The organism is Kordiimonas gwangyangensis DSM 19435 = JCM 12864 (genome assembly GCF_000375545.1).
Lineage (GTDB): Bacteria > Pseudomonadota > Alphaproteobacteria > Sphingomonadales > Kordiimonadaceae > Kordiimonas > Kordiimonas gwangyangensis.
In genome coordinates this window covers 627,668-649,654 of sequence record NZ_AQXF01000003.1, presented here as the reverse complement: position 1 = coordinate 649,654, position 21,987 = coordinate 627,668, and the positions used below count along the sequence as shown (strand labels likewise).

The 21,987-nt window shown below is 57.7% G+C and carries 20 protein-coding genes and 1 other RNA gene; 7 read left to right on the top strand and 14 right to left on the bottom strand.

The window, feature by feature from the left end; genetic code table 11:
* Positions 1–2: 2 nt before the first annotated feature.
* Positions 3–1,109 (bottom strand): FtsH protease activity modulator HflK, encoded by a 1,107-nt coding sequence (gene hflK / locus B150_RS0111375; RefSeq protein ID WP_020400054.1) that lies wholly within the window; start codon positions 1,107–1,109, stop codon positions 3–5.
* A gap of 160 nt (positions 1,110–1,269) precedes the next feature.
* Here hflK and B150_RS0111370 point away from each other — a divergent pair, with 160 nt between their 5' ends.
* Positions 1,270–2,346 carry a P-loop NTPase gene (locus tag B150_RS0111370; protein ID WP_020400053.1) on the top strand — a complete coding sequence of 359 codons (1,077 nt, stop codon included), beginning with the start codon at positions 1,270–1,272 and terminating at the stop codon, positions 2,344–2,346.
* Positions 2,347–2,352: 6 nt separating this feature from the next.
* Here B150_RS0111370 and B150_RS0111365 read toward each other — a convergent pair whose 3' ends face one another.
* From B150_RS0111365 to B150_RS0111350, 4 genes are all read right to left on the bottom strand, one after another.
* Complete coding sequence (locus tag B150_RS0111365) at positions 2,353–2,832, bottom strand: dihydrofolate reductase (protein WP_020400052.1); 480 nt, start codon at positions 2,830–2,832, stop codon at positions 2,353–2,355.
* Positions 2,833–2,852: 20 nt separating this feature from the next.
* Entirely contained in the window at positions 2,853–4,733 is a 1,881-nt protein-coding gene (locus B150_RS22415; RefSeq protein WP_020400051.1) for a sensor histidine kinase, read from the bottom strand.
* A gap of 21 nt (positions 4,734–4,754) precedes the next feature.
* Positions 4,755–5,549 (bottom strand): thymidylate synthase, encoded by a 795-nt coding sequence (locus tag B150_RS0111355; protein ID WP_020400050.1) that lies wholly within the window; start codon positions 5,547–5,549, stop codon positions 4,755–4,757.
* A 158-nt stretch (positions 5,550–5,707) separates the two neighbouring features.
* Positions 5,708–6,301 (bottom strand): hypothetical protein, encoded by a 594-nt coding sequence (locus tag B150_RS0111350; RefSeq protein ID WP_020400049.1) that lies wholly within the window; start codon positions 6,299–6,301, stop codon positions 5,708–5,710.
* 103 nt (positions 6,302–6,404) lie between these two features.
* On the opposite strand from B150_RS0111350, the gene ssrA reads away from it, so the two are divergent.
* Positions 6,405–6,768: a transfer-messenger RNA gene (ssrA, locus tag B150_RS23040) on the top strand.
* 122 nt (positions 6,769–6,890) lie between these two features.
* Here the strand turns inward: ssrA and B150_RS0111345 are convergent.
* From B150_RS0111345 to B150_RS22410, 4 genes are all read right to left on the bottom strand, one after another.
* Entirely contained in the window at positions 6,891–7,229 is a 339-nt protein-coding gene (locus tag B150_RS0111345; RefSeq protein WP_020400048.1) for a hypothetical protein, read from the bottom strand.
* Complete coding sequence (locus B150_RS20745; RefSeq protein WP_020400047.1) at positions 7,226–7,861, bottom strand: acyl-homoserine-lactone synthase; 636 nt, start codon at positions 7,859–7,861, stop codon at positions 7,226–7,228. Before B150_RS20745 ends, B150_RS0111345 begins: the two co-directional genes overlap by 4 nt.
* Positions 7,862–7,963: 102 nt before the next feature.
* Entirely contained in the window at positions 7,964–8,704 is a 741-nt protein-coding gene (locus B150_RS20740; RefSeq protein WP_020400046.1) for a LuxR family transcriptional regulator, read from the bottom strand.
* A 59-nt stretch (positions 8,705–8,763) separates the two neighbouring features.
* Positions 8,764–9,480: a helix-turn-helix transcriptional regulator gene (locus tag B150_RS22410; protein WP_020400045.1), complete on the bottom strand. Its 717-nt coding sequence runs from the start codon at positions 9,478–9,480 to the stop codon at positions 8,764–8,766.
* A 251-nt stretch (positions 9,481–9,731) separates the two neighbouring features.
* Here B150_RS22410 and B150_RS0111325 point away from each other — a divergent pair, with 251 nt between their 5' ends.
* From B150_RS0111325 to B150_RS0111315, 3 genes are all read left to right on the top strand, one after another.
* Positions 9,732–10,259 carry an SspB family protein gene (locus B150_RS0111325; RefSeq protein WP_020400044.1) on the top strand — a complete coding sequence of 176 codons (528 nt, stop codon included), beginning with the start codon at positions 9,732–9,734 and terminating at the stop codon, positions 10,257–10,259.
* Between the two features lie 93 nt (positions 10,260–10,352).
* Positions 10,353–11,963 (top strand): fumarate hydratase, encoded by a 1,611-nt coding sequence (locus B150_RS0111320; RefSeq protein WP_020400043.1) that lies wholly within the window; start codon positions 10,353–10,355, stop codon positions 11,961–11,963.
* 184 nt (positions 11,964–12,147) lie between these two features.
* Positions 12,148–12,363, top strand: coding sequence for a tautomerase family protein (locus B150_RS0111315; protein ID WP_020400042.1), 216 nt, complete (start codon positions 12,148–12,150; stop codon positions 12,361–12,363).
* 54 nt (positions 12,364–12,417) lie between these two features.
* On the opposite strand, the gene B150_RS0111310 is transcribed toward B150_RS0111315, so the two are convergent.
* The 4 genes from B150_RS0111310 to B150_RS0111295 all read right to left on the bottom strand — a co-directional run bounded on the left by B150_RS0111310 (position 12,418) and on the right by B150_RS0111295 (position 16,075).
* A complete protein-coding gene (locus B150_RS0111310) occupies positions 12,418–13,113 on the bottom strand; it encodes a winged helix-turn-helix transcriptional regulator (protein WP_020400041.1) in 696 nt (231 codons plus the stop codon).
* A 75-nt stretch (positions 13,114–13,188) separates the two neighbouring features.
* Positions 13,189–14,553, bottom strand: coding sequence for a pyridoxal phosphate-dependent decarboxylase family protein (locus B150_RS0111305; RefSeq protein WP_020400040.1), 1,365 nt, complete (start codon positions 14,551–14,553; stop codon positions 13,189–13,191).
* Positions 14,553–14,867, bottom strand: coding sequence for an ArsR/SmtB family transcription factor (locus B150_RS0111300; RefSeq protein ID WP_020400039.1), 315 nt, complete (start codon positions 14,865–14,867; stop codon positions 14,553–14,555). The genes B150_RS0111305 and B150_RS0111300 overlap by 1 nt, the downstream gene beginning before the upstream one ends.
* Before the next feature lie 68 nt (positions 14,868–14,935).
* Entirely contained in the window at positions 14,936–16,075 is a 1,140-nt protein-coding gene (locus B150_RS0111295; protein ID WP_202899507.1) for a DNA alkylation repair protein, read from the bottom strand.
* 106 nt (positions 16,076–16,181) lie between these two features.
* Between B150_RS0111295 and B150_RS0111290 the strand changes: the two genes are divergently transcribed.
* A complete protein-coding gene (locus tag B150_RS0111290) occupies positions 16,182–16,415 on the top strand; it encodes a ribbon-helix-helix domain-containing protein (protein ID WP_035921518.1) in 234 nt (77 codons plus the stop codon).
* A 17-nt stretch (positions 16,416–16,432) separates the two neighbouring features.
* Here B150_RS0111290 and B150_RS0111285 read toward each other — a convergent pair whose 3' ends face one another.
* On the bottom strand, positions 16,433–19,918 hold the full coding sequence (locus B150_RS0111285; RefSeq protein WP_020400036.1) for an AsmA family protein: 3,486 nt from the start codon (positions 19,916–19,918) through the stop codon (positions 16,433–16,435).
* Positions 19,919–20,161: 243 nt separating this feature from the next.
* Here B150_RS0111285 and B150_RS0111280 point away from each other — a divergent pair, with 243 nt between their 5' ends.
* Positions 20,162–21,967: a chloride channel protein gene (locus B150_RS0111280; RefSeq protein WP_020400035.1), complete on the top strand. Its 1,806-nt coding sequence runs from the start codon at positions 20,162–20,164 to the stop codon at positions 21,965–21,967.
* Positions 21,968–21,987: the final 20 nt, after the last annotated feature.

Here is a 21,987-nt window from a genome sequence, read left to right as displayed (position 1 = left end):
GATTATTCTCCCCCACCGTTATTGTTGGCTTTTTTGTTCAGCTGGTCGAGCGGCAGGTAAGGCACAACACCCGACCCGGCCTGACCGTCAATCACCACTTTGTCCATGCCTGAGAGGATTTCTTCCATCGTCTCGAGGTACATGCGTTTTTTGGTGACATCTTTCGCGCTGACATACTCCTCGTAAACCGAGAGGAAGCGAGCCGCCTCACCCTGAGCACGGGCAACTGTCTGCGCACGGTATGCTTCAGCAATCTGGACCATGCGGTCTGCCTGACCTTCGGCCTCACGCACAACCTTGTTGCTGTAGGCTTCGGCTTCGTTACGGAAACGCTGCTGGTCAGCTTCTGCACGCTGCACGTCAAGGAAAGCATCCTTCACTTCGGCAGGTGCTTCAGATTCGATGATCTGGACACGCAGGATGTCGACACCCGCTTCATAGCTATCGAGCGTTGTCTCGATCATATCGAGCGCTTCCTGCTCCAGCCGGCCACGGTCCGTGGTGATGATCGGCGTGATACGGTTATTACCGACAATCTCGCGCATCACACTTTCGGAAACCGATTTAATCGTTCCGTCCGGGTCCTCAAGCTTGAAGAGATAGTTGCCCAGATCCTTGATGCGCCACACCACATTGAAGCGCACATCTACGATGTTCTCGTCCTGCGTCAGCATCAGGCTTTCATCGAGGCGGGCGAAGCTTTGACGCCCTGTGCCGGAGCGACGGTTTTCCTGCTGCGCGCGGCTACCGATGGAAACCTGTTTCTCGTCGGTCACACCGCGGATTTCCACGTCTTCAATTACAGGGAAATGGAAGTGTGCACCGGGACCGGCGGAATCGACCCATTTACCGAACCGCAGCACAACGGCCTGTTCGTTCGAATCCACAACATAAATGCCGAGGATGAGGTAAAGCACCGCCGCGACAAGAAGGCCAAGCGACGCCATCGGACCAGCACCGCCCGGCAGGGCCGATTTGATACGCTCCTGACCTTTGCGGATATACTCGTCAATGTTTGGTGGCTCACCGCCACCGCCGCTGCCACCGCGACGCGGACCGTTACCCCATGGGTTTGGCCGTTCGCCATCGCCGTTATTTTGCCAAGGCATAAATTTCTCCCCTACTTGCGCTTTTGCGCATCAGAACTCATCTGTTCCAGTGTGAACAGAAAGACCGTGTCTTGCTAGCCTATATATGGTAGGCCTCCACCCGCTGCAACGTCTGCGGGACGAATTCTGTATGGTTTTTCGCCGATTTAAGAGGTTTTTTATGTCCGATTTGTCAAAAGACGGCCTCAAAAAAGCTGTCGAGACAGCGCTGAGCAAGCTGCGGAGCCCGAGTGGGCAGTCTCTCAAGGAGATGGGTGTCTCAAGCACAGTCGTCATTGACGGCGACAAAGCCGGCATCATCCTTGATTTTGGCGACACCACACCGGGCGACATGGAAGCCATCCGCACCACGGTTGAAAAGGCGGCGCTCGCGACCGACGGCATCACCACGGCAAACGCGATTGTGACCGCCACACGTAAGCCTGCGGCAGCACCAAAGCCAACTATGGCGGCGCCGAAGGCACCACCAACCCCGGTCGAAATTCCCGGCGTTAAACACATCATCGCGGTTGCGAGCGGCAAAGGCGGCGTGGGCAAATCCACCACATCCGTCAATCTCGCGCTTGCACTCCGCGACAAGGGCCTGAAGGTCGGTGTGATGGACGCGGACATCTTTGGCCCCTCGCTCCCCATGCTGATGGGTGTTGATGAACGGCCCGAGATCAAAAACAAGATTATCCAGCCCATCGTGGCGCACGGCATCAAGGTCATGTCCGTCGGCTTCCTGATTGACGTGGACCAGCCTGTTGTATGGCGCGGCCCGCGGGTGATGGGCGCGACACAGCAGCTTCTGAAGGATGTGGCGTGGGGACCACTTGATGTGCTGGTGGTTGATATGCCGCCCGGCACCGGCGACGTACAGCTCACCATGGTACAGCAAGCGCCGCTCACCGGTGCGGTGATTGTTTCCACCCCTCAGGATTTGGCGTTGATTGACGCTCGCAAAGGCCTTGCCATGTTCCGCAAGGTGGATGTGCCCATCCTTGGCATAATTGAGAATATGAGCACCTTCATCTGCCCGCACTGCGGCGGTGAGGCGCATATTTTTGGCCATGGCGGCGCGGCGGAGACCGCGAGAGAGCTTGGCTGTGAATTCCTCGGCGGTGTGCCCTTGCATATGAGCGTGCGCGAACATGCAGACGGCGGCACACCAATTGTGGCCGCGGAACCAGACAGCCCGATCAGCGCAACCTACCGCGAGATTGCCGACAAGCTATATGAGCATGTGAAGGGCTAGTGCAGCCTACCCGCGCTCGTAAGTGACAAAAGCGTATGCGGGTTTGCCGTCTTCCGCCGGGAAGCTTTCACGCGCGGTCTCGGTCCATTCATCGACTGAAAACTCGGGAAAATAGGCATCACCGTCGATGGTGAGCGCGACTTCGGTGACATAAAGCCGGTCAGCGTGCGGCATGGCCTGCGCGTAAATCTGTGCACCACCCACGATCATGATTTCTTCAGCCATCTCGGCCATCTGGATGGCACCCTCAACCGAATCCGCTGCATCAACGCCTTCAGTGTGCCACTGCATGTTCCGCGTCACCACAATGGTGCGGCGGCCCGGTAGCGGGCGACCGATGCTATCGAAGGTCTTGCGGCCCATGATCATGGGTTTGCCCATGGTAAGTGCCTTGAAGTGCTTCAGGTCAGCCGGCAGGTGCCACGGCAGGTCGTTATCCTTGCCGATAGCGCGGTTTTCCGCCATTGCGACGATCATGGAAATCATGGGGTTACTCCTGACATTTTCTAGATCATGCCGTCATCGTCGTCGTCACCGTCCACTTCCTCAAGCGGTAGGTGAACACGCATGGTGGTACCCACGCCCGGGGTACTGCGAACGCTGATCTTGCCTTCCATGCGGTCGACAAGCTCGCGGCAGATGGCGAGACCAAGCCCGACCCCGCCATGACGGCGCGACAGCGCGGTATCAACCTGTGTGAAGCGGTCGAACAGCGTGGCCTGTTTCTCTTCCGGGATACCGATACCGGTGTCCTCAACTTCCAGCACCCAGCCCGGTTGGCCGGTTGGGAATGCCTTCGGGTGCAGGCGAATGACAACACCGCCCTGATTGGTGAATTTGAGCGAGTTGGAGGCCAGATTGATGAGAATCTGGCGCAGGCGCAGTTCGTCACCATAAATGCGGTCCGGCATGCCCGGCGCAAATTCAGCCGATAACTTGATGCCCTTGCCCGTCGCCTGCTGCTGCAAGAGCGCAACCGCACGTTCCACCAGAAGGCGCGAGGACAGCACCTTGTGCTCAATGCGGATCTTGCCAGCTTCGAGCTTCGCGAGGTCGAGAATATCATTGATAATCGCGAGCAGATGGCTACCGCTTGAATGAATATCCTTGGCGTAGTCCACGTAACGTTTATCGCCGATGGGGCCAAGCGCCTGTTCCTGCAGAAGTTGCGAGAAACCCAGGATGGCATTCAAGGGCGTCCTTAGTTCGTGGCTCATGGTCGCGAGGAATTCAGACTTGGCGCGGTTCGCGGTCTCGGCCGACTTGCGCGCTTCTTCCACGTCCTTGTTGAGGTTTTGCAGCAGCTTGTAGTGCTGCTCCAACTCTTCATGCGCTTCCTTGAGCGCGCGGGTGCGGCGGTTGACAATATCCACCACCCGTTTCGCGCGCTGCGACTGCGACCAGACGATAAAAATCACCAGCCCGGTCAGGATCATGCTGACACCCGCGGTGATTACAGCGGCGCCGTAGTCGATCTTGAAGCCGATATAGTGCGACCATGGGGTCACTTCCCAGGTGTAGGAACCAACCTGCATTTCCTGCGTGCTGGCCCAGGGGCGCAGCGCCGGTGGTGGCGGTGCTTCGTCCGACAGCTTCCAGTCAACGATCTTGAGCGCCTGTTCGTAACGCCCGTCTGCCCAGTGTGAATTAAAGGATGCGTTGAGGCCCGCAAGACGGTCGGTTTCGAGTGCGAAACGCACCATTTGCGGCAGGTCGATAAGCTGGATCACAAGGCCTGCGGCATTTTCGCGACTACGGCGGAACGGCACCGCCAGCAGCACACAGCCTTCGTCCGTTGTCTCAAGCTGAGGCAGCAGGATACCACCCGGTTTGCCAGTGCGCAGCGTCTCCTCAAAAAATGCGTTCAGCGAGGCATGTGCGCCAAGGTCCATGCCGGTCCAGCGGCCCTGACGGCGCAGGTCAGACGACCATGCATAAAGGAAGGGGAACTTGCGTGCCTTGGCTGGCGCCGGATCAGGCACCTTTGCAGGCGCCTTCATATCAAACTCGCCACTGTATTTGGAGCGCGCATAGCGCATGAAGCTGTCTTGGTTGCTCTCCCCCACCGCGATGACAACACCCACGAGCTTGCGGTTCCGGTTGAGGCCGCTTGAGGAAGAGACCATGCGTTCGAACGTGGCCGCATCGAAGCCTTCATAGGCTTCATAATAGCGGTACAGGTCTTCGGAAGCGTCAAGGCCGTGGTCAAGCTCACTCTTGATCCGGTTTACATAGAGCGCGGCGGTTGATTCAAACTTCGCACGCGCCTCTTCTTCGGCAGAGCGGATGGTCTCGCGCGTGGCAGACCACGTGAGGATCGCGCCAATGGCGGTCACCGCCACCAGAAGGGCGATCTGCCTGAAGTCTATATCGCTCTCGCGCGCCACCGGCTTTCTTACCCAGGCTTTCTAAACCGCGACTGCGGCTTTGATATGCGCATGGGCTTCATAGCCGTCGATGCGGATATCATCATAGGTGAAGGCAAACAGGTCAGTAATCTCGGGGTTGAGCCACAGTTTCGGCAGCGGCAGCGGTTCACGGCTGAGCTGCAGGTCCGTCTGCTCAATATGGTTGCTATAGAGGTGCGCGTCACCAAACGTATGTACAAAGTCACCCGCCTCAAGCCCGCAAACCTGTGCCATCATGTGAGTGAGTAGCGCGTAGGACGCGATGTTGAAGGGCACGCCAAGGAACACATCAGCGCTGCGCTGATATAGCTGGCACGAGAGCTTGCCGTTCGCCACATAGAACTGGAACAGGCAGTGGCATGGCGGCAGCGCCATATCGTCCACATCCGCCACGTTCCAGGCGGATACGATCAGGCGGCGGCTGTTGGGGTTGTTCTTGATCTGCTCAATAAGCGCTGTGATCTGGTCAACCTTGCGCCCGTCCGGCGTGGGCCAACTGCGCCACTGGTGGCCGTAAACAGGACCGAGGTCGCCGTTCTCGTCCGCCCATTCATCCCAGATGGAGACGCCGTTATCCTTTAGGTATTTGATGTTGGTATCACCGGCAATGAACCACAAGAGTTCATGGATGATCGATTTGAGGTGCAGCTTTTTCGTCGTCACCAGCGGGAACCCTTCCGAAAGGTCAAACCGCATCTGGTGGCCAAAAACACTGTAGGTGCCGGTGCCCGTACGGTCCCCTCTGAATACCCCTTCGTTTCTGATACGTTGAAGAAGATCGAGATATTGCCGCATGTGACCCCTCGTGAACCCTGACTAAAGTTAGCACCNACAAACAGCTATAGGGCGCCCATGGCTGCGAGGCAATAGACCTGTGCACCCGCTCACGCCAAAAACGAGAAAAGCCCGCAACAGTTGCGGGCTTTGCTCACTTGGTACATTTCTGTACACGTTTAGTGCTGGAGCGCGGGTCCGTGAAGGTGCACATCGCGGCCAGCGTGACGGCGCAGGATCTCAAGCGCCCTGCCCTCCTGCTCGCGGCTACCGGTGCGAACCCACAGGAGCAGGCCACCCAGCGCCTTCTCGGCCCGGATTCGGGACCGTCGCTCGGAAACGATGCGGCTGACAAAATAACCAGCACCAATCATGCCGATAGCACCGAGCCCGACAATCACAACAATCGCCTGCCATGTCTGCATGCCGTGCCCTGCCGCAAACGCGGCACCTGCGAGCATGAGCAGATAGATGGGCGTCAGCACGCAAACCATCGTAATGGCCGTACGGCTGTTGTTGTCGTCCACCGGTTCACGAGGGACGCGGGCATCGTCTTCAAGATCAGCCACGCTGAACACGGGCTGCTTGATGGCGGACGCTACTTCACTTGGTGCAACAGGCCTTGATATGGCGGCATTCGAGAAGCCGTGGCTTTCCAGATCGTCTACCGCTGCCTGCATATCTTCTTCGGTATCAAAGAGGGCGACAGCCTCCCGAAGGTTTCCTCGCGGGCCGGTAGCGTCGGACCACTCCCACTGTGCTTGCTCCTTCATGATCAGATCTCCTCTCAATTAGTCACAAGATGGGACTATTATGCCACATCCGCGGCCATTTCCCGAATCAAGATGTCATAAAGAATTCATGCGCTTGGCGTTTAGGCTTTAAATCGCCATAAAAGATGATTATATCCGTCTTGCTGGGTAACCAGCTATGGCAATAAACGGCGCATTGAGTACGTATTGCGGACCCGGGGGCAGTGCCCGGCGCCTCCACCAGGAGCGGCCAGTGATAGGCTGACCGTTGCTGACGGGGGCGAACCAGGATCGACGTGTATCGAAAGGTGTATTGCCTTTTGCCCAGGATGGCACCGCTGTGATGGGCCACCAAAAATAAATGCTAACGACAACAACGTCGAGTTCGCTGTTGCTGCGTAAGCAGTCACACGAGCTACATTTATAAATTCCTGACGGTTGACGCCGACAGGTGGGGTCTGGGCCACCTAGCAACAGAACGGCCCATTTTCATTTCCCCTTGTACTATTTCCCAAAGTGAACCGCCGAGCGCGGGTCACCACACCCGGCTCGGCGATCAATGCCCCTTCCCCGAGGTCCAATCAGGGAAAAGCCACCAGAGATCATTCATTCAGGACAAGCTGCACTCTGCGGTCATCTCGTCACGAGCGCCGTCCATCATTGCCTGCGTTTCCGCATATGTCAGGGCAAAGACCACATCCTCGTATGGCATGCCCGCGATAGCGTAGAGAAGCCGGGCAACAGCTTGCTCGATAACCGCACGCCGGGTGTTGGGGCCCATTTCAGTGATCGCGTCGCCGTGGGGTGCGCCGATGGCCATTTCCACCCGTTCAACAATCAGTTCAACGCGCGCCGGGTCAAGTTGCGCAAACAGGAAAAACAACTGCTCTGCCGCCTTGTTGATGATGGACGGTTTGACCGGGCCAAGTTTGGTATCTGCCATTGTCATGATGCAATCTCCCACTGTTCTTCCCTAAGGCTGCGGCGCAGAAGCACACTGCCCTCAACGTTGCGGTTCCGTGCCACGAGCGGATAGTCGCGGCGGTTCAGGTCAATGAGGAAGGCAAGCACCACCTCATCATCAGTCACAGCAGGCAAACCAAGGGGGGTAACGTCCCAGCCTGCTTTAAGAATGGTTGGAAACAGCACCATGCTGGCGACACACGTCACCTGTTTGATGCCAGTCTCCAGTGCGTATTCATAAAGACCGCAGATCAGCTCAGACACCGTGCGGTCCCGCTCCAGCATCATGTGGCGGCCCGTAAGGCTGTAAAAACGGGAGATTTCCCACACCGTTTCACCGGACGGCACGCCCTTCGCACAAAGATGTGAGAACAGGTCGCTCATCAGGTGTGGCTTTGTGGTCGGCAGCAGGCGCATGGCACCGCGCAACTGCCCGTCGTCGTTTATGCTCAGAAGATAGACCGTGTCCGGCCGGTCAAACTGGTCGCGTTCGGTGCCCTCGGCACAGTCAAGGCTCCAGCCCATTTTCTCAACAAAAACGTCATAGCGCTGTTGCCACAGCTGTCGCAGATATGGTCGGTATTCGGATTGATTATGTGCGCTTACCGCATGGATCATGCCCGCCTCCCTGATGGCTATGTGAGGGCACATGATCGGAATTCAGGCAGCCGGGCGCTATCGGCTGATCAGACTAGGTTTCCGGGCGCGATTGAATTTCTATTACTTAAGGTAGTTTCCAGATGACAGAAATGCCTTGACCACCGCCTGCAGGCGTGTGTGAACACCCAGCTTACGCTTGGCATTTTCAATATGAGCATGGACCGTACGTTCCGCGATGCTGAGCACGCAGGAGATCTCCCAGTCTGTTTTGCCAGCAGAAACCCATTTGAGGCATTCAAGCTCCCGCGGGGTGAGGTCCTGCCGGATCATGCGTTTGCCGGCGCGCGTCTTACCAAGCTTGACCGCCCGGTCATGCATATAGACGCTCATCAGATGGAGCGCGTGTTCAACCGCGGGGTCATTCTGGTGGTATTCCCCCACGATATTCACCGCGCCCGGATAGCCGCCCACCACATGAATGGGCACGGTCACGCCGTAGACAATGCCCGCGTCTTCCGCCTCATCAAAAAAGCGCTGCTGCGCTGTGCTGCGGCCTTGCACCACCTGCGCATGATCCCAGTTGAACGGCATGCTGGAGCCAAGGGAAACCTGAAGAATACGATCGATACGGTCGTATTTGTTTTCAAGGTAATATTCGGTCCAGTCGTCCGGATAGTGCGCGAGGAAAACAGCGTCCTCCGGCAGTTCATCGAACGCGAGGCAGGACACACAGGCATAGTGATTGAAGCCAAGTTTACGTGCGGCGGTGTGGAACAGGTGACCAAGACGCTCATGGCTTTCAGCCATTTTGGCATCTTCGATGAAATCCATCGCGATCTGGAAACTCGCTAATTCGGCCACACGGATTGCCCCCGCAGTCTCGTTGCACTCTCAGGTACTTATAAAACGTAAGGATGTATTCAGTAAATCAAATTACGCAGGAAGGCTTTCACCACCGCCTGCACACGCGACGTTGCCTCAAGCTTGCTTTTGGCCCCCTCAATATGATTATGCACCGTGCGTTCGGAAAGCGAGAGGATAGCGGCAATCTCCCAATCCGTTTTTCCAGCCGCAACCCACTGCAGGCATTCGCGTTCCCGCGGGGTCAGCCGGATGGCGGGACGCATGGGCTTATCTTCCTCTTTCGCGAGCCTCAGTGCCGCATCATGCAAATAAACGCTCATAAGCTGGACGGCATATTCAGCTTCAGGCGCAATCTCATTCGTGCGGCCAACAACATTCACGGTGCCGGGAAAAGAGCCAATCATATGGATGGGGACGGTGATACCAAAAAGGACGCTGGGTTCGCCGCTTGCATCAGCAAGGCCCACGAGCGGGTTTTCCTTGTCCCAACGCACAGGCATATTTTCCCTAAGCGATATCTGCAGCACACGATCCGTGCGGCCAAAATGTTCCTCAAGGTAAATGTCAGACCACTCGGAGGCACCACCACTCAGGAACACCGCGCCTTCCGGCATCGCACCAAACTCAACAGAGGAGAGACAGGCAAAATGATCGAACCCGAGGGAAGTATTGACCTCCTGAAACGCCGCGCTCAGCGCATCAATCGAGGTTGCGCTTTTTGAGGCATCGATAAAGGCCATGGCCTTTTCAAAATGTTCTAGATTGTGTTTCACTCGCCCCCGCCCCGGTTACAAAGTGCCGCCGGTGCTACCATGGGCGGTAGCCGGGCGGCCCTCCGGTAGACCATAAAGGCAGCGTGAGCGGGATGGTATCCCTGATTTGGCAAAAGGGATATTTTTGAAGCTGCAAGAATGGACGAAAGCAATTCCCATTTCAAAATCTACTAATTTCCCCTTCACCCTATGGATGCTTGGCATTATAAGAACCGGAAACCGTGTGTAATGTTACGGGAGCTAGGTTCGCAATGTCGGAAACCTATATCGATTATGACGCCAAAGTGCAGGAAGCGCTGCGCGGCGTAGTACGGGCTGTCCTCAGGGATACTGAGAAAGACGGCCTCAAGGGAGAACACCACTTCTATATTGCGTTCAAGACGCAAGCTGAGGGTGTTGATATCCCAGCCCATCTGGTGAGCCGTTTCCCGGAGGAAATGACCATTGTTCTGCAGCACAAGTTCTGGGGCCTCAAGGTTGAGGAAGACCACTTCATGGTCGGCCTGTCCTTCAACCAGAAACCCGAACACCTGCGCATCCCCTTCGATGCCGTTGTTGGTTTTGTTGACCCAAGCGTACAGTTTGCCCTGCAGTTCCATGAGGATGCAGAGTTTGACGACGACGATGCAGAGGTGTTTGAAGCCGACTTTGAAGACGGCAAAGCGCCAGAGTTCGACGACGCGGCACCAACGCCTGACAATCAGGACGAACCGGCTGGTGACACCAAAGACACCGGCACGGACAATGTGGTTACGCTCGACGCGTTCCGCAAAAAATAAGACCGCCAAACCATACGGGGCGAGTGGGCGCTCGCGCCCTCGCCTCCCTGTCAGATTTTCCGCATCCGCGGCACATGATATGAGGCATCCTTCATGAGCGACTGGACCTACAGCGACCTGTTCCAGCTTGGCAAAGACGCCACCCCTTACCGCAAGCTTACCTCCGACTTTGTTTCCACCATCACCGTTGATGGTCGTGAAATCCTGAAGGTTGAGGACGGTGCGCTTGAACTGCTGGCCAAGGAAGCGATGTCTGACATCGCGCACCTCCTGCGCCCCGGCCATCTTGAGCAGCTTTCGAACATCCTCAAGGATGAGGAAGCGAGCGAGAACGACCGCTTTGTTGCCAAGGAACTGCTGAAAAACGCAAACATCGCTGCGGGCCGCGTGCTGCCGTCCTGCCAGGACACTGGCACCGCCATCATCGTTGGCACCAAGGGCCAGCATGTGTGGACCGAAGGCAATGACGCGGCGCCGCTGACCAAAGGCGTGATGCGCACCTATACGGAAACCAACCTGCGCTACAGCCAGATGGCCCCCTTATCCATGTACAAGGAAGTGAATACCAAGAATAACACCCCGGCGCAGATCGACCTCTATGCGGCTGAGGGCAACGAATACAAATTCCTCTTCCTCGCCAAGGGTGGTGGCAGCGCGAACAAAACTTTCCTGTTCCAGCAGACGCCGGCCAGCCTACGCGAAGACCGCATGCTCGCCTTCCTCGAGGAAAAGATCAAAACCCTCGGCACCGCGGCGTGCCCGCCCTACCACCTCGCGATCGTGATTGGTGGCCTGTCGGCTGAGCAGAACCTCGCGACCGTCAAAAAGGCGTCCGCGCGCTATTATGATGAGCTGCCGACCGAAGGTGACGCCACCGGCCGCGCCTTCCGCGATGTCGAGATGGAAAAACAGATCCACAAGATGACCCAGAACATGGGCATCGGTGCGCAGTTCGGCGGCAAATACTTCTGCCACGACGTCCGTGTCATCCGCCTGCCACGCCACGGCGCGAGCCTTCCGGTGGGCATCGGCGTTTCCTGCTCGGCCGACCGTCAGGCCAAAGGCAAGATCACCAAGGACGGTGTGTTCCTTGAGCAGCTTGAGACCGATCCTGCCAAATACATGCCCGAGATTGTTGACGATCATCTGTCTGAGGAGGTCGTGAAGGTTGATCTCAACAAGCCGATGAAAGACATCCTCGCGCAACTGACGCAGTATCCGATCAAGACGCGCCTCAGTCTGTCGGGCACCATCGTCGTCGCACGTGACCTCGCGCACGCCCGCATCCAGAAGATGCTGGAGGACGGTGCCGAGATGCCTGCTTACTTCAAGGACCACATCATTTATTACGCCGGCCCGGCCAAAACACCGGAAGGCTATGCCTCAGGCTCCTTCGGCCCAACGACAGCCGGGCGCATGGACAGCTATGTCGGCCCGTTCCAGAAGCTGGGCGGCAGCATGATCAGCCTCGCCAAAGGCAACCGCTCGAAGGACGTGACCAAGGCGTGCGGGGAGAACGGCGGTTTCTACCTCGGCTCCATCGGTGGCCCGGCTGCCATCCTCGCCAAGAACAACATCCGCAAGGTTGAAGTTCTCGATTTTGAGGACCTAGGCATGGAAGCGGTATGGCGCATTGAAGTTGAAGACTTCCCGGCCTTCATTGTGGTGGATGACAAGGGCAACGACTTCTTCAAAGACCTGTAAGCAAAAGGGGCGGTTTTTCCGCCCCTTCTTCATTTTTCCGCCCTTACTACAGATTCTGTAGTGGTTTCCTGCGCAATTAATAGTGCGATGCTACGCACCGTGCACTATTGCGCGCATGCCTGTTGAGGCATTTTCCCCCTCGAGCCGGACAGCCCGGACATAAGCATTAGACGAGGAAACGAAAATGCCACTTGTAACGATCGACGTAATCAAAGACGTATTCACCCCTGCCCAGAAAAAAGACCTGATCGCGAAGGTCACCGAAGCGATGGTCGCCGTTGAAGGCGAAGGCATGCGCCCTGTTACCTGGGTTCGCATCATGGAAGTTGAACAAGGTGATTGGGGTATTGGCGGCCAGCTCTTGAAAGCCGCTGACGTACAGGCCCTCGGCAACAGCTGACGCTTTTGCCATGCGCGCTACAGGCTTCTGGCGGGGGCCTGTAGCGTAGCGCGTTTAAGCCATCAGGCGTTCAGGCCGTACTTCCGCGAACATGGATTTTGGAAACCACTGGTCCACCGTACGCGCGAGGTGTGGCGCCCCGTTCATGACGATCCGCTCATCCTTGACCGCAGAAAGCACCGGCGTATCGCCCATCCACACACCGGCAATAGTCTCCAACGTGCCGCTCACGTAAAGGTCGACATCCTTGCCCGGGTCGTCGACACACAGTTCCACCGTGCCGTCACAGGCCGCCATCCACCATGTGCGGTTCACCGTGCGATCAGACAGGCTGACACAGATCACCGTTTCGCCGTCCGGTAGCGCGCCCGTATTCAGGGTACGGTGAAAATCCCACATGAAGGTGCCGCTATCGATATCTTCTTCGCTTAGGCGTCGCCGAGCCCAGCGCAAGCCCCATGTGGCCAACCCTTCAATAACAGGCCAAAGCTCGCGCCCACAGGCTGTCAGTCGGTATTCCCCCGACTTGCCACCCTTCTTGATAACAAGGCCGTCGCTTTCCAGCTGCTTGAGGCGTTTACTAAGGATGGTCGGCGATATGCGCGGCAATGCGCGCTGGAACTCATTGTAGCGCGACGAGCCGAGGAACATTTCCCGCAGGATCAGGATGACCCATTTGTCGCCCACCATGTCTGCCGCCTTCATCGCCGGACAAAGGCTACCGACTTCATTTTTCAGAATTTCACCCATGGCACCCCACCCCATGCTTGCCACATCACCAAACGATAGTAGCAAGCATGGGCGGGAAATACTACACGCGATACTCTAGCCCAGCACCGCCTGCTTGGCCGCTTTGATGGCAGCCAGCGAACGGTCAACGTCTTCGGCTGTGGTGCGCCAGCTTGAAACGCTGATGCGGATGCCGTGTTTGCCTTTCCAGACCGTCGGCCCGAACCAGCATTCGCCGGACGCTTCCACATGCGCACGGATAGCCGCCAGTTCCTCGGCTGTGCCAATGGTCGCCACCACCTGGTTCAGCACCACATCGTTGCGCACCTCAAAACCAAGCGCCTTCAAGCCATCCGCAAAGCGGCGGGCATTCTCGCAGCACCGGTCGATCATCGCCGTCACGCCTTGGCGGCCCAAAGTGCGCAGGGCCGCCCATACTTCAACACCGCGCGCGCGGCGGGAAAACTCAGGCACCATGTCTTTGGGCGCGTTGGCCCCGTCCTCGCGGAAGTAAGGCGCGGATGTCACCATGGCTTGGTGCAGGAACTTGGGGTCATGGCAGATCACGATACCGCAGTCATAGGGCGTATTCAGCCATTTGTGCGCGTCAGTCGCAAAACTATGCGCCAGTTCGATGCCTTCAAACAGCGCCACCCGGTCGGCAAGCAATTTGCCCCACAGGCCGAAGGCACCGTCCACATGCACCCACGCACCAGCCTCACGCGCACGTTTTGCAATTGCCTCAATCGGGTCCACCGCGCCTGAGTTCACATTGCCAGCCTGTGTGCAAACAATTGTCAGATCATCAAGCTCAGGCAATGCGTCAAGGAGCATCGCGCCGTTTGCGTCTGTCAGCACACGGGTAACACGGCCTTTGCCGAAACCGAGCATCGACAGCGCTTTCTCGACCGTGATGTGCACCTCTTCCGACACAATGACTTTGATCTCAGGCGCGCCATAGAGGCCCTGCACTTCCACGTCCCAGCCTTTGCGCGACAGCAGCGCGGTGCGCGCAGCCGCGAGGCCCGTGAAATTGGCCATGGTGGCGCCCGTCGTCATGCCCACGCCGCTATCAGCGGGCAGGCCGAGGATGTCCAGCAGCCAACGGTTTGCGACCGTCTCGATCTTCACGGCGGCGGGTGAATTCATCTCGGACGACGGGCTCTGGTCCCACGCGGTCGCCAGCCAGTTCGCGGCAGTTGTTGTGGGGAGCGCACCGCCCACCACAAAGCCAAAGTAGCGCGCGCCGGTGGTTGCTGTCGTCGCCGGGCTACCTTTGCTGTGCATCAGGTTTAATGTTTCTGTGCTGTCACGCCCCACTTCCGGCAGGTCTTCATCGAACGCCGTAAGCGCCGCGCGCGCCGCCTCGCTCGGGAACACAGATTGTTCCAGCACATTGCCAAGATAGTCCTGTGCCAGGCCCGCTGCGGTCAGCAGGTCTTTCTCGTAGGTTTTGTCCATTATATTTCCTCGCGTATCGCTGTCTTGAACTGGTCTATCGCCGCTTCATCACGCCGGTAGAACACCCACCCCTTTTTGCGGGTAGGGATGATAAACCCCGCATCCGTCAACACCTTCAGGTGCCGGGCAGCTGTGGGTTGGCTGACCTCCAGCCGCTCGGTCAGCCAGTTGGCGCAAACACCGTCCGCAATAAGGTCGCCATCAACCTGCGGCGGAAAATTTCCCACCGGGTCCTTCAGAAGCTCCAGAACATAAAGGCGCTTGTCGCTCGCAAGCGCCTTCAGCCCTGTTTCAATATCTACATGAATAGCCATATAGCTAAATTGCTATATAGTCATATGAAATTCAAGTGAGGAAATTTAGAGGGGCTAAAAAGCGCAGCTTATGCAGCTTGTTCCTGCATGGTGAGTATGAAGGGCGCGGACGCGACCGAAACACCGTTGACCCAAATCTCCACCAGATGTTCGCCGGGATAATAGCGGCGCGTCGTGATGGGTTTGATCGCATGGCGTTTGCTTGCCACAAGTGTGTTGCTGGTTGCGGACGTATCCTTCCACTTGAAAACTTTGGGTGCACGGCTGCCATTAGCCTTCACAAAATGGATGGCATAGTCGAGCATCACAGCCTTGCCTGCCAGATTGCCCGACAGTTCCACACCAAACTCAAGCGCGTCACCATAAGCAACAGCGGGCGTCAAAACCTTCAGATCACACTCAATCTTGCCGTCACCCACATAACCGAACGCCTTCAACGTTTTTGCATGGCCAGATTTGATGAGCGTACGACAGGCGTGACGCAGGAGCCGCTCCCTCTCCGCATTCGCGCCCTTGAGCCAGTCACCAGCCAGGCCGCCAACCAGATCCGGATGGTCCTTTGCAATATCATTGAGGCTATTGGCGACAGACCGGCGCACATAATCTTCCCGGTCGTCCCGGAGGGCGGCGAGGAACGGCATGATGGGCGTGGGGTCCGCGACAAAGTCCTGCAAACGCAACCCCCATGGCAAACGGGGGCGTGTGCCTTCGCTCACCAACCGGCGCACATGCCGGTTCGGATCTTCCACCCAGCCATTAAGGACAGACAGTGTGTAGTTCTGATGCTCAATCAGGAAACGTCGAATGGCGAACTCAGCCGTGAAGCGTTTGGTTGCTTCCTTGAGCACAGGTAATGCCTTCTCCGGCACATCGATGCCGCGCCGGGTGATAAGGTCCGTCACCGGCCAGGCGGCAAACCCGCAAACGCCGCGGCCATCGAAGCTGAGGCCCTGCCCGCTGGCATCCTCACTTTCATGCATACTGGCAAGCACACGGTCAGCGAAGGCGTCAAAGTCGGACGGGAGTGTCGCATCAAGTGCGTCCATCACCTGAAGCACCCGCTCTTTGAGCTCCAGCGCCTCCAGATTATCGGTCGCAAGCGCCATATACTGCGCGTCGTCAAAAGCAGCATCAGCGCGTTTGAAAATCGCACCAATCTGCCCGACCACCTCATGACTGAAATAATTCTTCAGGGGTTCGGCCATCATTTCGCTCCGTCGCTGTCCATTTTATGTTCTTATTTTGTTCTTATTCGCACCCACCGAAAACGTCAAGAGGCTTGACGGCGCATCGTGCCGGTGCATGATCACGCCCATGTACGACCTTGATGACGCCAGACTTGAAAAACATTCGGTTACCCTTGCCGGGCACCGGACGTCCATTTCGCTTGAAGTTTGCTTCTGGCGACACCTGAAGCGCATCGCGGAAAAACAGTCCCTGTCGGTGAATGAGCTTGTCCGCCAGCTTGACGAAGCGCGGGACGGCTCCCTCTCCGGTGCCATTCGCGCCTTTGTGTTGCAAACGCTTGAGCGCGAGAGCCGGACATAAACCACCTGCCCCGGACCCTACTGGTCCTTTTTCTTTTCCTCTTCGGCTTTTTTCTTCGCCTCTTCCTGCTTGCGCTTCTCTTCTTCCTGCTGCTCTTTCAGCTTGTTAAGGAAGCCAAACGCACGCCCAAACACCGCGCCTGCCGGGTTTTCCGCCGCTTCGCCGGAAGCAGCCTCCTGGCTCTCCTGTTCCTTGAACAGGGTCGTGCGGAGGCGGCGCTCAATGCCAGACAGAACGAAACTTTCAAGCGCACGGCTTGTCCAATTGGCTGACGGGTTATTGAGCGCACCAGAATATTTAACGGGAATTGCAGGCGCATCCTGCGGGTTCGTAAGATTCAGCTGGCCTTTGAGGTCGAGCAGGCTTTGCGGGAAATTGACCTGACCGTCGAGGTTCAGGGCACCCCATGGGCCGGAGGCGAGGAAGTTTTCCACCAGCGCCACGCCGCTATCGAGGGTGAACTTAGTCTCAAGTTTGGCGAAATTGGTGCTGCCCTGGCGCAGGAACCCACCGATTGAGGTCAGGAACCCCGTCGGTGTCTTGGCATCAGATATCTGGCGCACAAGCGCTGGTACGCTAAGGAAATTGAGCGCGCCACCGGCGTTGCCGGAAATCATACCCTGCCCGCGCAGTGCTGTGATCATCGCCTCCGGCGTTTCGCCGGTGGCCTGAAAATCAAGCGCGAAGGAGGCCGTGCCGTTCGCGACCTTGCCAAAGCCTTCCGAGAGCAGGGCTGCCGCGATATCAAAGTCCTGAATATTGATCTTGCCGTTCAGCTTCGGTGTGCCGTCGAGCATCAGGTCAACCGCAAACGTTGCGGGGCTGCCATTCAGCTTGGCGGCTTGGCCAAGGTCGATACGAATGACGCCGTCACCGGCCGTCACCGCTGCCTTTGGTGCCATCAGGCGTTGGCCCGCAAGCGTTACACCGTCAAGCGCGAGGTCAACTTGGCCTGTATAACCGCGCAAGCTTTCAAACTTGAACGGTTCCGCGTTTGCGGGCTCCGCTGCTGCTTCACCCTTTTTGTTGCCTGTCAGGTTTTCTACCACAAAACCAGCACCGCGCAGGTTACCAAACAGGCGCTGTTTGCTGTCTGCTCCCACTTTACCGGCGAGTTGTGCGTCACCATTCCGGATATCAAGGCTTTCCAAAGTCCAAGCCGCATCAGCGAGCGTGACATCAGCCGCGATACGCAGGGGTGCGTTTGGTGCAGGCATCTTCAGCATGGGCAGGAACTGGGTTGCTGCACGCTTCGCGGTATTGTGGTCAAACCCGACCTTCCAAGTGCTTTTGGCTTCCCCTTGCTGGCCCTTGGCAATCAGTTGCCCGCCAGCGAACCCACCGCTCACGTCCATCGTGATGGCACCGCTTGGCGCCTGCCCAACGGTATAGTTGAGGTCCGCCGGAGCCGCGCCACGGATAGCAAAACCGGTTGTGGCGGCGAGCGGCGCGAGGTCATTATGCTTGAACGTACCGCGCATATCATAGGCGATCGGCTTATCGGGCGCGTAGGAAACGGTACCGCTTGCCGTCAGCTTCTTCGCGTCACCTTTGTTCGCATTCGCAGTAATATAAAGCTTCGAAAGCGGCCCCTGTGCGCGGGCTGTGGCATTCAGGCCGTTCAGCGCCGCGGCGCGAATATATCCGTCCGCTTCCGGCATCAGGGCTTTCACGAAGGGGAAGGTCCATGACTGCATAGCCACTTCACTATCAAGCTCCCACTGCCCCGAAACCGGCTTCACCTTACCCTTGGCCGAGAGCGCTCCGCCCTTCACATTCATATCAAGCGCGGTGAGGTCGATACCGGCATCGGACAGCAGCATTTGTGCTTTAGCGTCTGTGAAGGACTGACCGGACCACTGCATAGAACCTGCCTCAAGCGAAACCTTGGTTGCGCGCTTGGGGAAACTCTCCAGGAGGGACGTTTCAGGCAGCACGACCGGTTCACCGTCCTTGCTTTCCGGCAGATAGGCGTCAAGGTTGATGGTGTCAGCCACAAGGTTGACGGACGCTGGCCAGGTTTCAGCAAAATCACCCTGCACGTCGCCGGTGATATTGGTAGTATCGAGCCGTGTTTTGATACCCGTGACCGACCAACCGCGCTTGCCGAGCGATACGTCGGCCGAGAGGTCTGCTGTCGCCAAACGGCCCGCTGGCAATTGGCCTGCGGGGTCATAGCCCGCCCAGCGCAGCAAGTCCTGCAGGTTGCCGGAATTGACCGTGAGCTTGCCTTTGCCGCGTTTGCTAGCCCCCACTTTGCCCGCGAATACCATATTGGTCGCGCCCGGCAACAGTGCCTGAAGGTCCGCGATATAAGGGCCGCCATCATTGACACCGACGGAGAAATCCACCTGCTGGATAAGGCCGCCGTTCAATTGCACGCCTTCAATCGCAACATCGATCGCGCCAAATACGGGCAAGTTGGTGAGGTCCGCGGCGTCATCTGCCGCCTCAGGTGCAGCGGCCTGCGCACCACCACTTTTCTTTGGCGGTGTGGTGAAACTATCCATCCACGGCTTGGTATCAATAATGCCGATCGAGACGGTGCCGCCCATATGGGTCTTGCCGTCGCGCGGGGTGAGGATGAGGTCAGCGCGGCCATGGGTCTCGCCAAGGCTCAGCGTGCGCGACGTTACTTTGGTGACGGCTGCGCTGCGGTCCACCTGAATATCAAGCGCAAACGGCAGTTTAGGCAGCGGCATGTCGCCTGCAGCGCCTGTTGCAAGCGCCTGCGCGGCGGCGGCAAAACGATCGATCTCAGCACCCTTCAGTTGTATACGCCCCGTGAAGCCGCCATCTTCCACCCGGCCTGAAATATCAGCGCTACCGCCCGAAAGCCCCACATCAGCCTTGACCGACATGGCCTCACTACCGCTCGCAGGCCGCAGTTTACCAGTGGTTGCAAGGCGTTCACCACCACTTGAGAGGCTGCCCTCCCACTCCAGCGGGCCGGTTGGCAAGGTGCCTGAAAGCTCCAGGTTAATACCGTCCACCTTGCGGGAGGTGCCGTCGGCGAACATGATGGTGACGGCGCTGTTCTCAAGCGTCAGCCGGTCCATCTGGATGGGGGCGCTTGCCTCTTCGCTCGTACCTTCAGTCTCGGGCCAACCGCGCAGATTGATGCTGCCATCGGGCCGTTCTTCCAAGGTTACTGCAATACCCTTGAGGCCCAGATGCTGCACTTCAAGCTCGCCCTTGATGAGGGCGCTAAGCCCAAGGCTTGCTTCAATAAGTTCTGCTGTTGCAACGGGCTCTGGAGCACCTTCCTGTGCCGGCCACAGGCGCACTGATTCGGCGGACATGGACGGACGCGGCAGGATGCCAAGGCGAATGTCGCCAGCAAGCTCAACACGCATGCCAAGGCGGGAGGACACCAGTTCGGCAAGCGTGCCGCGATACTGGTTCCAGTCTAGAAAACTGAGGACGATGGAGGTGAGGATAATGAGGCCAACAAAAGAGCCCACCACCCACATTAGAATGCGACCCAGTTTTCCGGTTTTCATACGTCCCCTCCGTGTATCCGGCCCAAAAGCGTGTGGCGCAAGAGTGCGCACACGGGCGCGAGAATGCAAGTCAGCCTTTTTCAGTAAAGCGCATCAATGCGGCAGCCGTGCGGCGAATTTTCTTAACCTTTTGAAAATCGCACACTAAGGTGCAAAATCGAATTCAAGGTCAGCACTTACCGTAATGATGATACACGTGTTTTACAGTTGGGTTGCGTCGCACTGCCGGAGGCAATTGGCAGCATGACATCCCGCCGAAGCAAAAAACTGATGTCACTGGTCAGGCGCAAGGTTCGCGCCTCACTGTTTTCATCCGGCGGATATGAATTTGGCGCCATCACTGTGATAGCGGCTATTACCGGTGTGCTCGCGGGCTATGCAGCCATCGGCTTCTACCTCGGCATCGGGGAAATCCTCAATCTGGCCTTCGGGCAACACGAAAGTGAGCTGGCCACAGGGGCTGCGGCGCTACCCTGGTATCACATTGTGGCGGTGCCTGTGATTGGCGGCCTGATCGTTGGACAGCTTTTGCGCTTCCTGCCGGGCAACCAGACACGGGGCGTGCCCAACGTCATTGAGGCAGCAGCCCTCAATGAAAGTCGCCTTGGCCTGAGGCACGGCCTTTTGAGTGCGGGCACCACCATCATATCGCTCGGCTCCGGCGCGTCCATGGGGCGGGAGGGGCCTGTGGTGCACTTGGGCGCCACATTGGCAGCGACCATCACGCGCCTTCTGCACCTGAACCCGGCGGTTGCCCGCACGCTGCTTGGCTGCGGCGTTGCGTCTGCCGTGGCGGCATCCTTCAACGCCCCCATTGCTGGCGTATTTTTCGCGCTTGAAGTCATTATCGGGCACTATGCCCTGCATGCTTTCGCGCCGGTCGTTATCGCCGCGATTGCCGGCACGCTCGTCAGCCGCGCGCATCTCGGTAATTTTCCGGCGTTTGAGACCGCGGAATATTTCATCGCCAGCTTCTGGGAATTCCCTGCCTTTTTCATCCTCGGCATCGTGGCTGCGATCACCGCTGTCATTTTCATGTCCGGCATGAACTGGGCGGATCAGTTGCGCGTTCGCCTCAGCAAAATCCCCTACTGGCTGGAGCCTGCGATCGCCGGGCTTTTTGTCGGCCTGATCGCGCTCAACTTCCCGGAAATCCTCAGCGTCGGCTATGAAGCCACCAGCAAGGCCCTCAATGGCGAATATGGCTTTGAACTGCTTGTCTCGCTTGTAATTGCCAAGATGGTGGCCACCATCATTTCCTTCGGTGGCCGGTTCGGCGGCGGTGTCTTCTCGCCCTCCCTGTTCCTCGGGGCCATGGTGGGTGGCGCTTTTGGCATTGCTGCTGGCTCAGTCTTCCCTGCGCTGGCGTCGACGCCGGGGCTCTATGCCGTTGTCGGCATGGGTGCTGTGGCATCCGCCGTGCTTGGCGCACCTATTTCAACCATGCTGATCGTGTTCGAGATTACGGGCGACTATAACGTCACCATCGCGGTTATGATCGCCTCCGCAGTGTCCAGCATGGTGACAAGCGCCTTCTATGAACGCTCCTTCTTCCATATGCAGCTCGCGAACCGGGGTGTACGACTTGAAGGCGGCAGAGCCACCTACCTGTTGAAGTCCGCCCGCGTGATGCATCATATGACGCGAGATTTTTTCACTGTTCGAGAGAATGAACTGGCCATCAAAGCGCGGGAGCTACTGGTCGCACAAGGCGGCGGCATGCTCATTGTAACCGATGAGACAGGCAAGATGGTCGGTGTGCTGAGTTTCGGCCAGCTACCCGCCGATATATTCGAGGGTGATAACGCGCTCAATCACACAGTCGGCGAATATATGCGCGAAACACCGCGCACTGTGCGCGCGGACCAGCCACTTCAGGTTGCCTTGCAAAAACTTGAAGTCAGCGGCGAAGATATTCTGCCTGTCGTCTCGTCAGAGCAGCAAGACGTGGTTGTCGGCCTCATCCGCCACCGCGACGTGATGAAGGAATACAATCGCGCGCTTCTGGAAAGTCAGGGTGGCGACATGCAAATCGGCCGTCGCCGCTAATGTGAACAAGACAAGAACAT

Excerpts from the sequence above, each read along its gene's own strand:
- B150_RS0111310 (WP_020400041.1), bottom strand. The coding sequence starts at position 13,113 with ATGGGTGAAATTCTGAAAAATGAAGTCGGTAGCCTTTGTCCGGCGATG.
- B150_RS0111290 (WP_035921518.1), top strand. The coding sequence starts at position 16,182 with ATGTACGACCTTGATGACGCCAGACTTGAAAAACATTCGGTTACCCTT.
- B150_RS0111300 (WP_020400039.1), bottom strand. The coding sequence starts at position 14,867 with ATGGCTATTCATGTAGATATTGAAACAGGGCTGAAGGCGCTTGCGAGC.
- hflK (WP_020400054.1), bottom strand. The coding sequence starts at position 1,109 with ATGCCTTGGCAAAATAACGGCGATGGCGAACGGCCAAACCCATGGGGT.
- B150_RS0111325 (WP_020400044.1), top strand. The coding sequence starts at position 9,732 with ATGTCGGAAACCTATATCGATTATGACGCCAAAGTGCAGGAAGCGCTG.
- B150_RS0111305 (WP_020400040.1), bottom strand. The coding sequence starts at position 14,553 with ATGGACAAAACCTACGAGAAAGACCTGCTGACCGCAGCGGGCCTGGCA.
- B150_RS0111365 (WP_020400052.1), bottom strand. The coding sequence starts at position 2,832 with ATGATTTCCATGATCGTCGCAATGGCGGAAAACCGCGCTATCGGCAAG.
- B150_RS0111295 (WP_202899507.1), bottom strand. The coding sequence starts at position 16,075 with ATGATGGCCGAACCCCTGAAGAATTATTTCAGTCATGAGGTGGTCGGG.
- B150_RS0111285 (WP_020400036.1), bottom strand. The coding sequence starts at position 19,918 with ATGAAAACCGGAAAACTGGGTCGCATTCTAATGTGGGTGGTGGGCTCT.
- B150_RS0111315 (WP_020400042.1), top strand. The coding sequence starts at position 12,148 with ATGCCACTTGTAACGATCGACGTAATCAAAGACGTATTCACCCCTGCC.
- B150_RS0111350 (WP_020400049.1), bottom strand. The coding sequence starts at position 6,301 with ATGAAGGAGCAAGCACAGTGGGAGTGGTCCGACGCTACCGGCCCGCGA.
- B150_RS0111345 (WP_020400048.1), bottom strand. The coding sequence starts at position 7,229 with ATGACAATGGCAGATACCAAACTTGGCCCGGTCAAACCGTCCATCATC.
- B150_RS0111355 (WP_020400050.1), bottom strand. The coding sequence starts at position 5,549 with ATGCGGCAATATCTCGATCTTCTTCAACGTATCAGAAACGAAGGGGTA.
- B150_RS20745 (WP_020400047.1), bottom strand. The coding sequence starts at position 7,861 with ATGATCCATGCGGTAAGCGCACATAATCAATCCGAATACCGACCATAT.
- B150_RS0111280 (WP_020400035.1), top strand. The coding sequence starts at position 20,162 with ATGACATCCCGCCGAAGCAAAAAACTGATGTCACTGGTCAGGCGCAAG.
- B150_RS0111320 (WP_020400043.1), top strand. The coding sequence starts at position 10,353 with ATGAGCGACTGGACCTACAGCGACCTGTTCCAGCTTGGCAAAGACGCC.
- B150_RS0111370 (WP_020400053.1), top strand. The coding sequence starts at position 1,270 with ATGTCCGATTTGTCAAAAGACGGCCTCAAAAAAGCTGTCGAGACAGCG.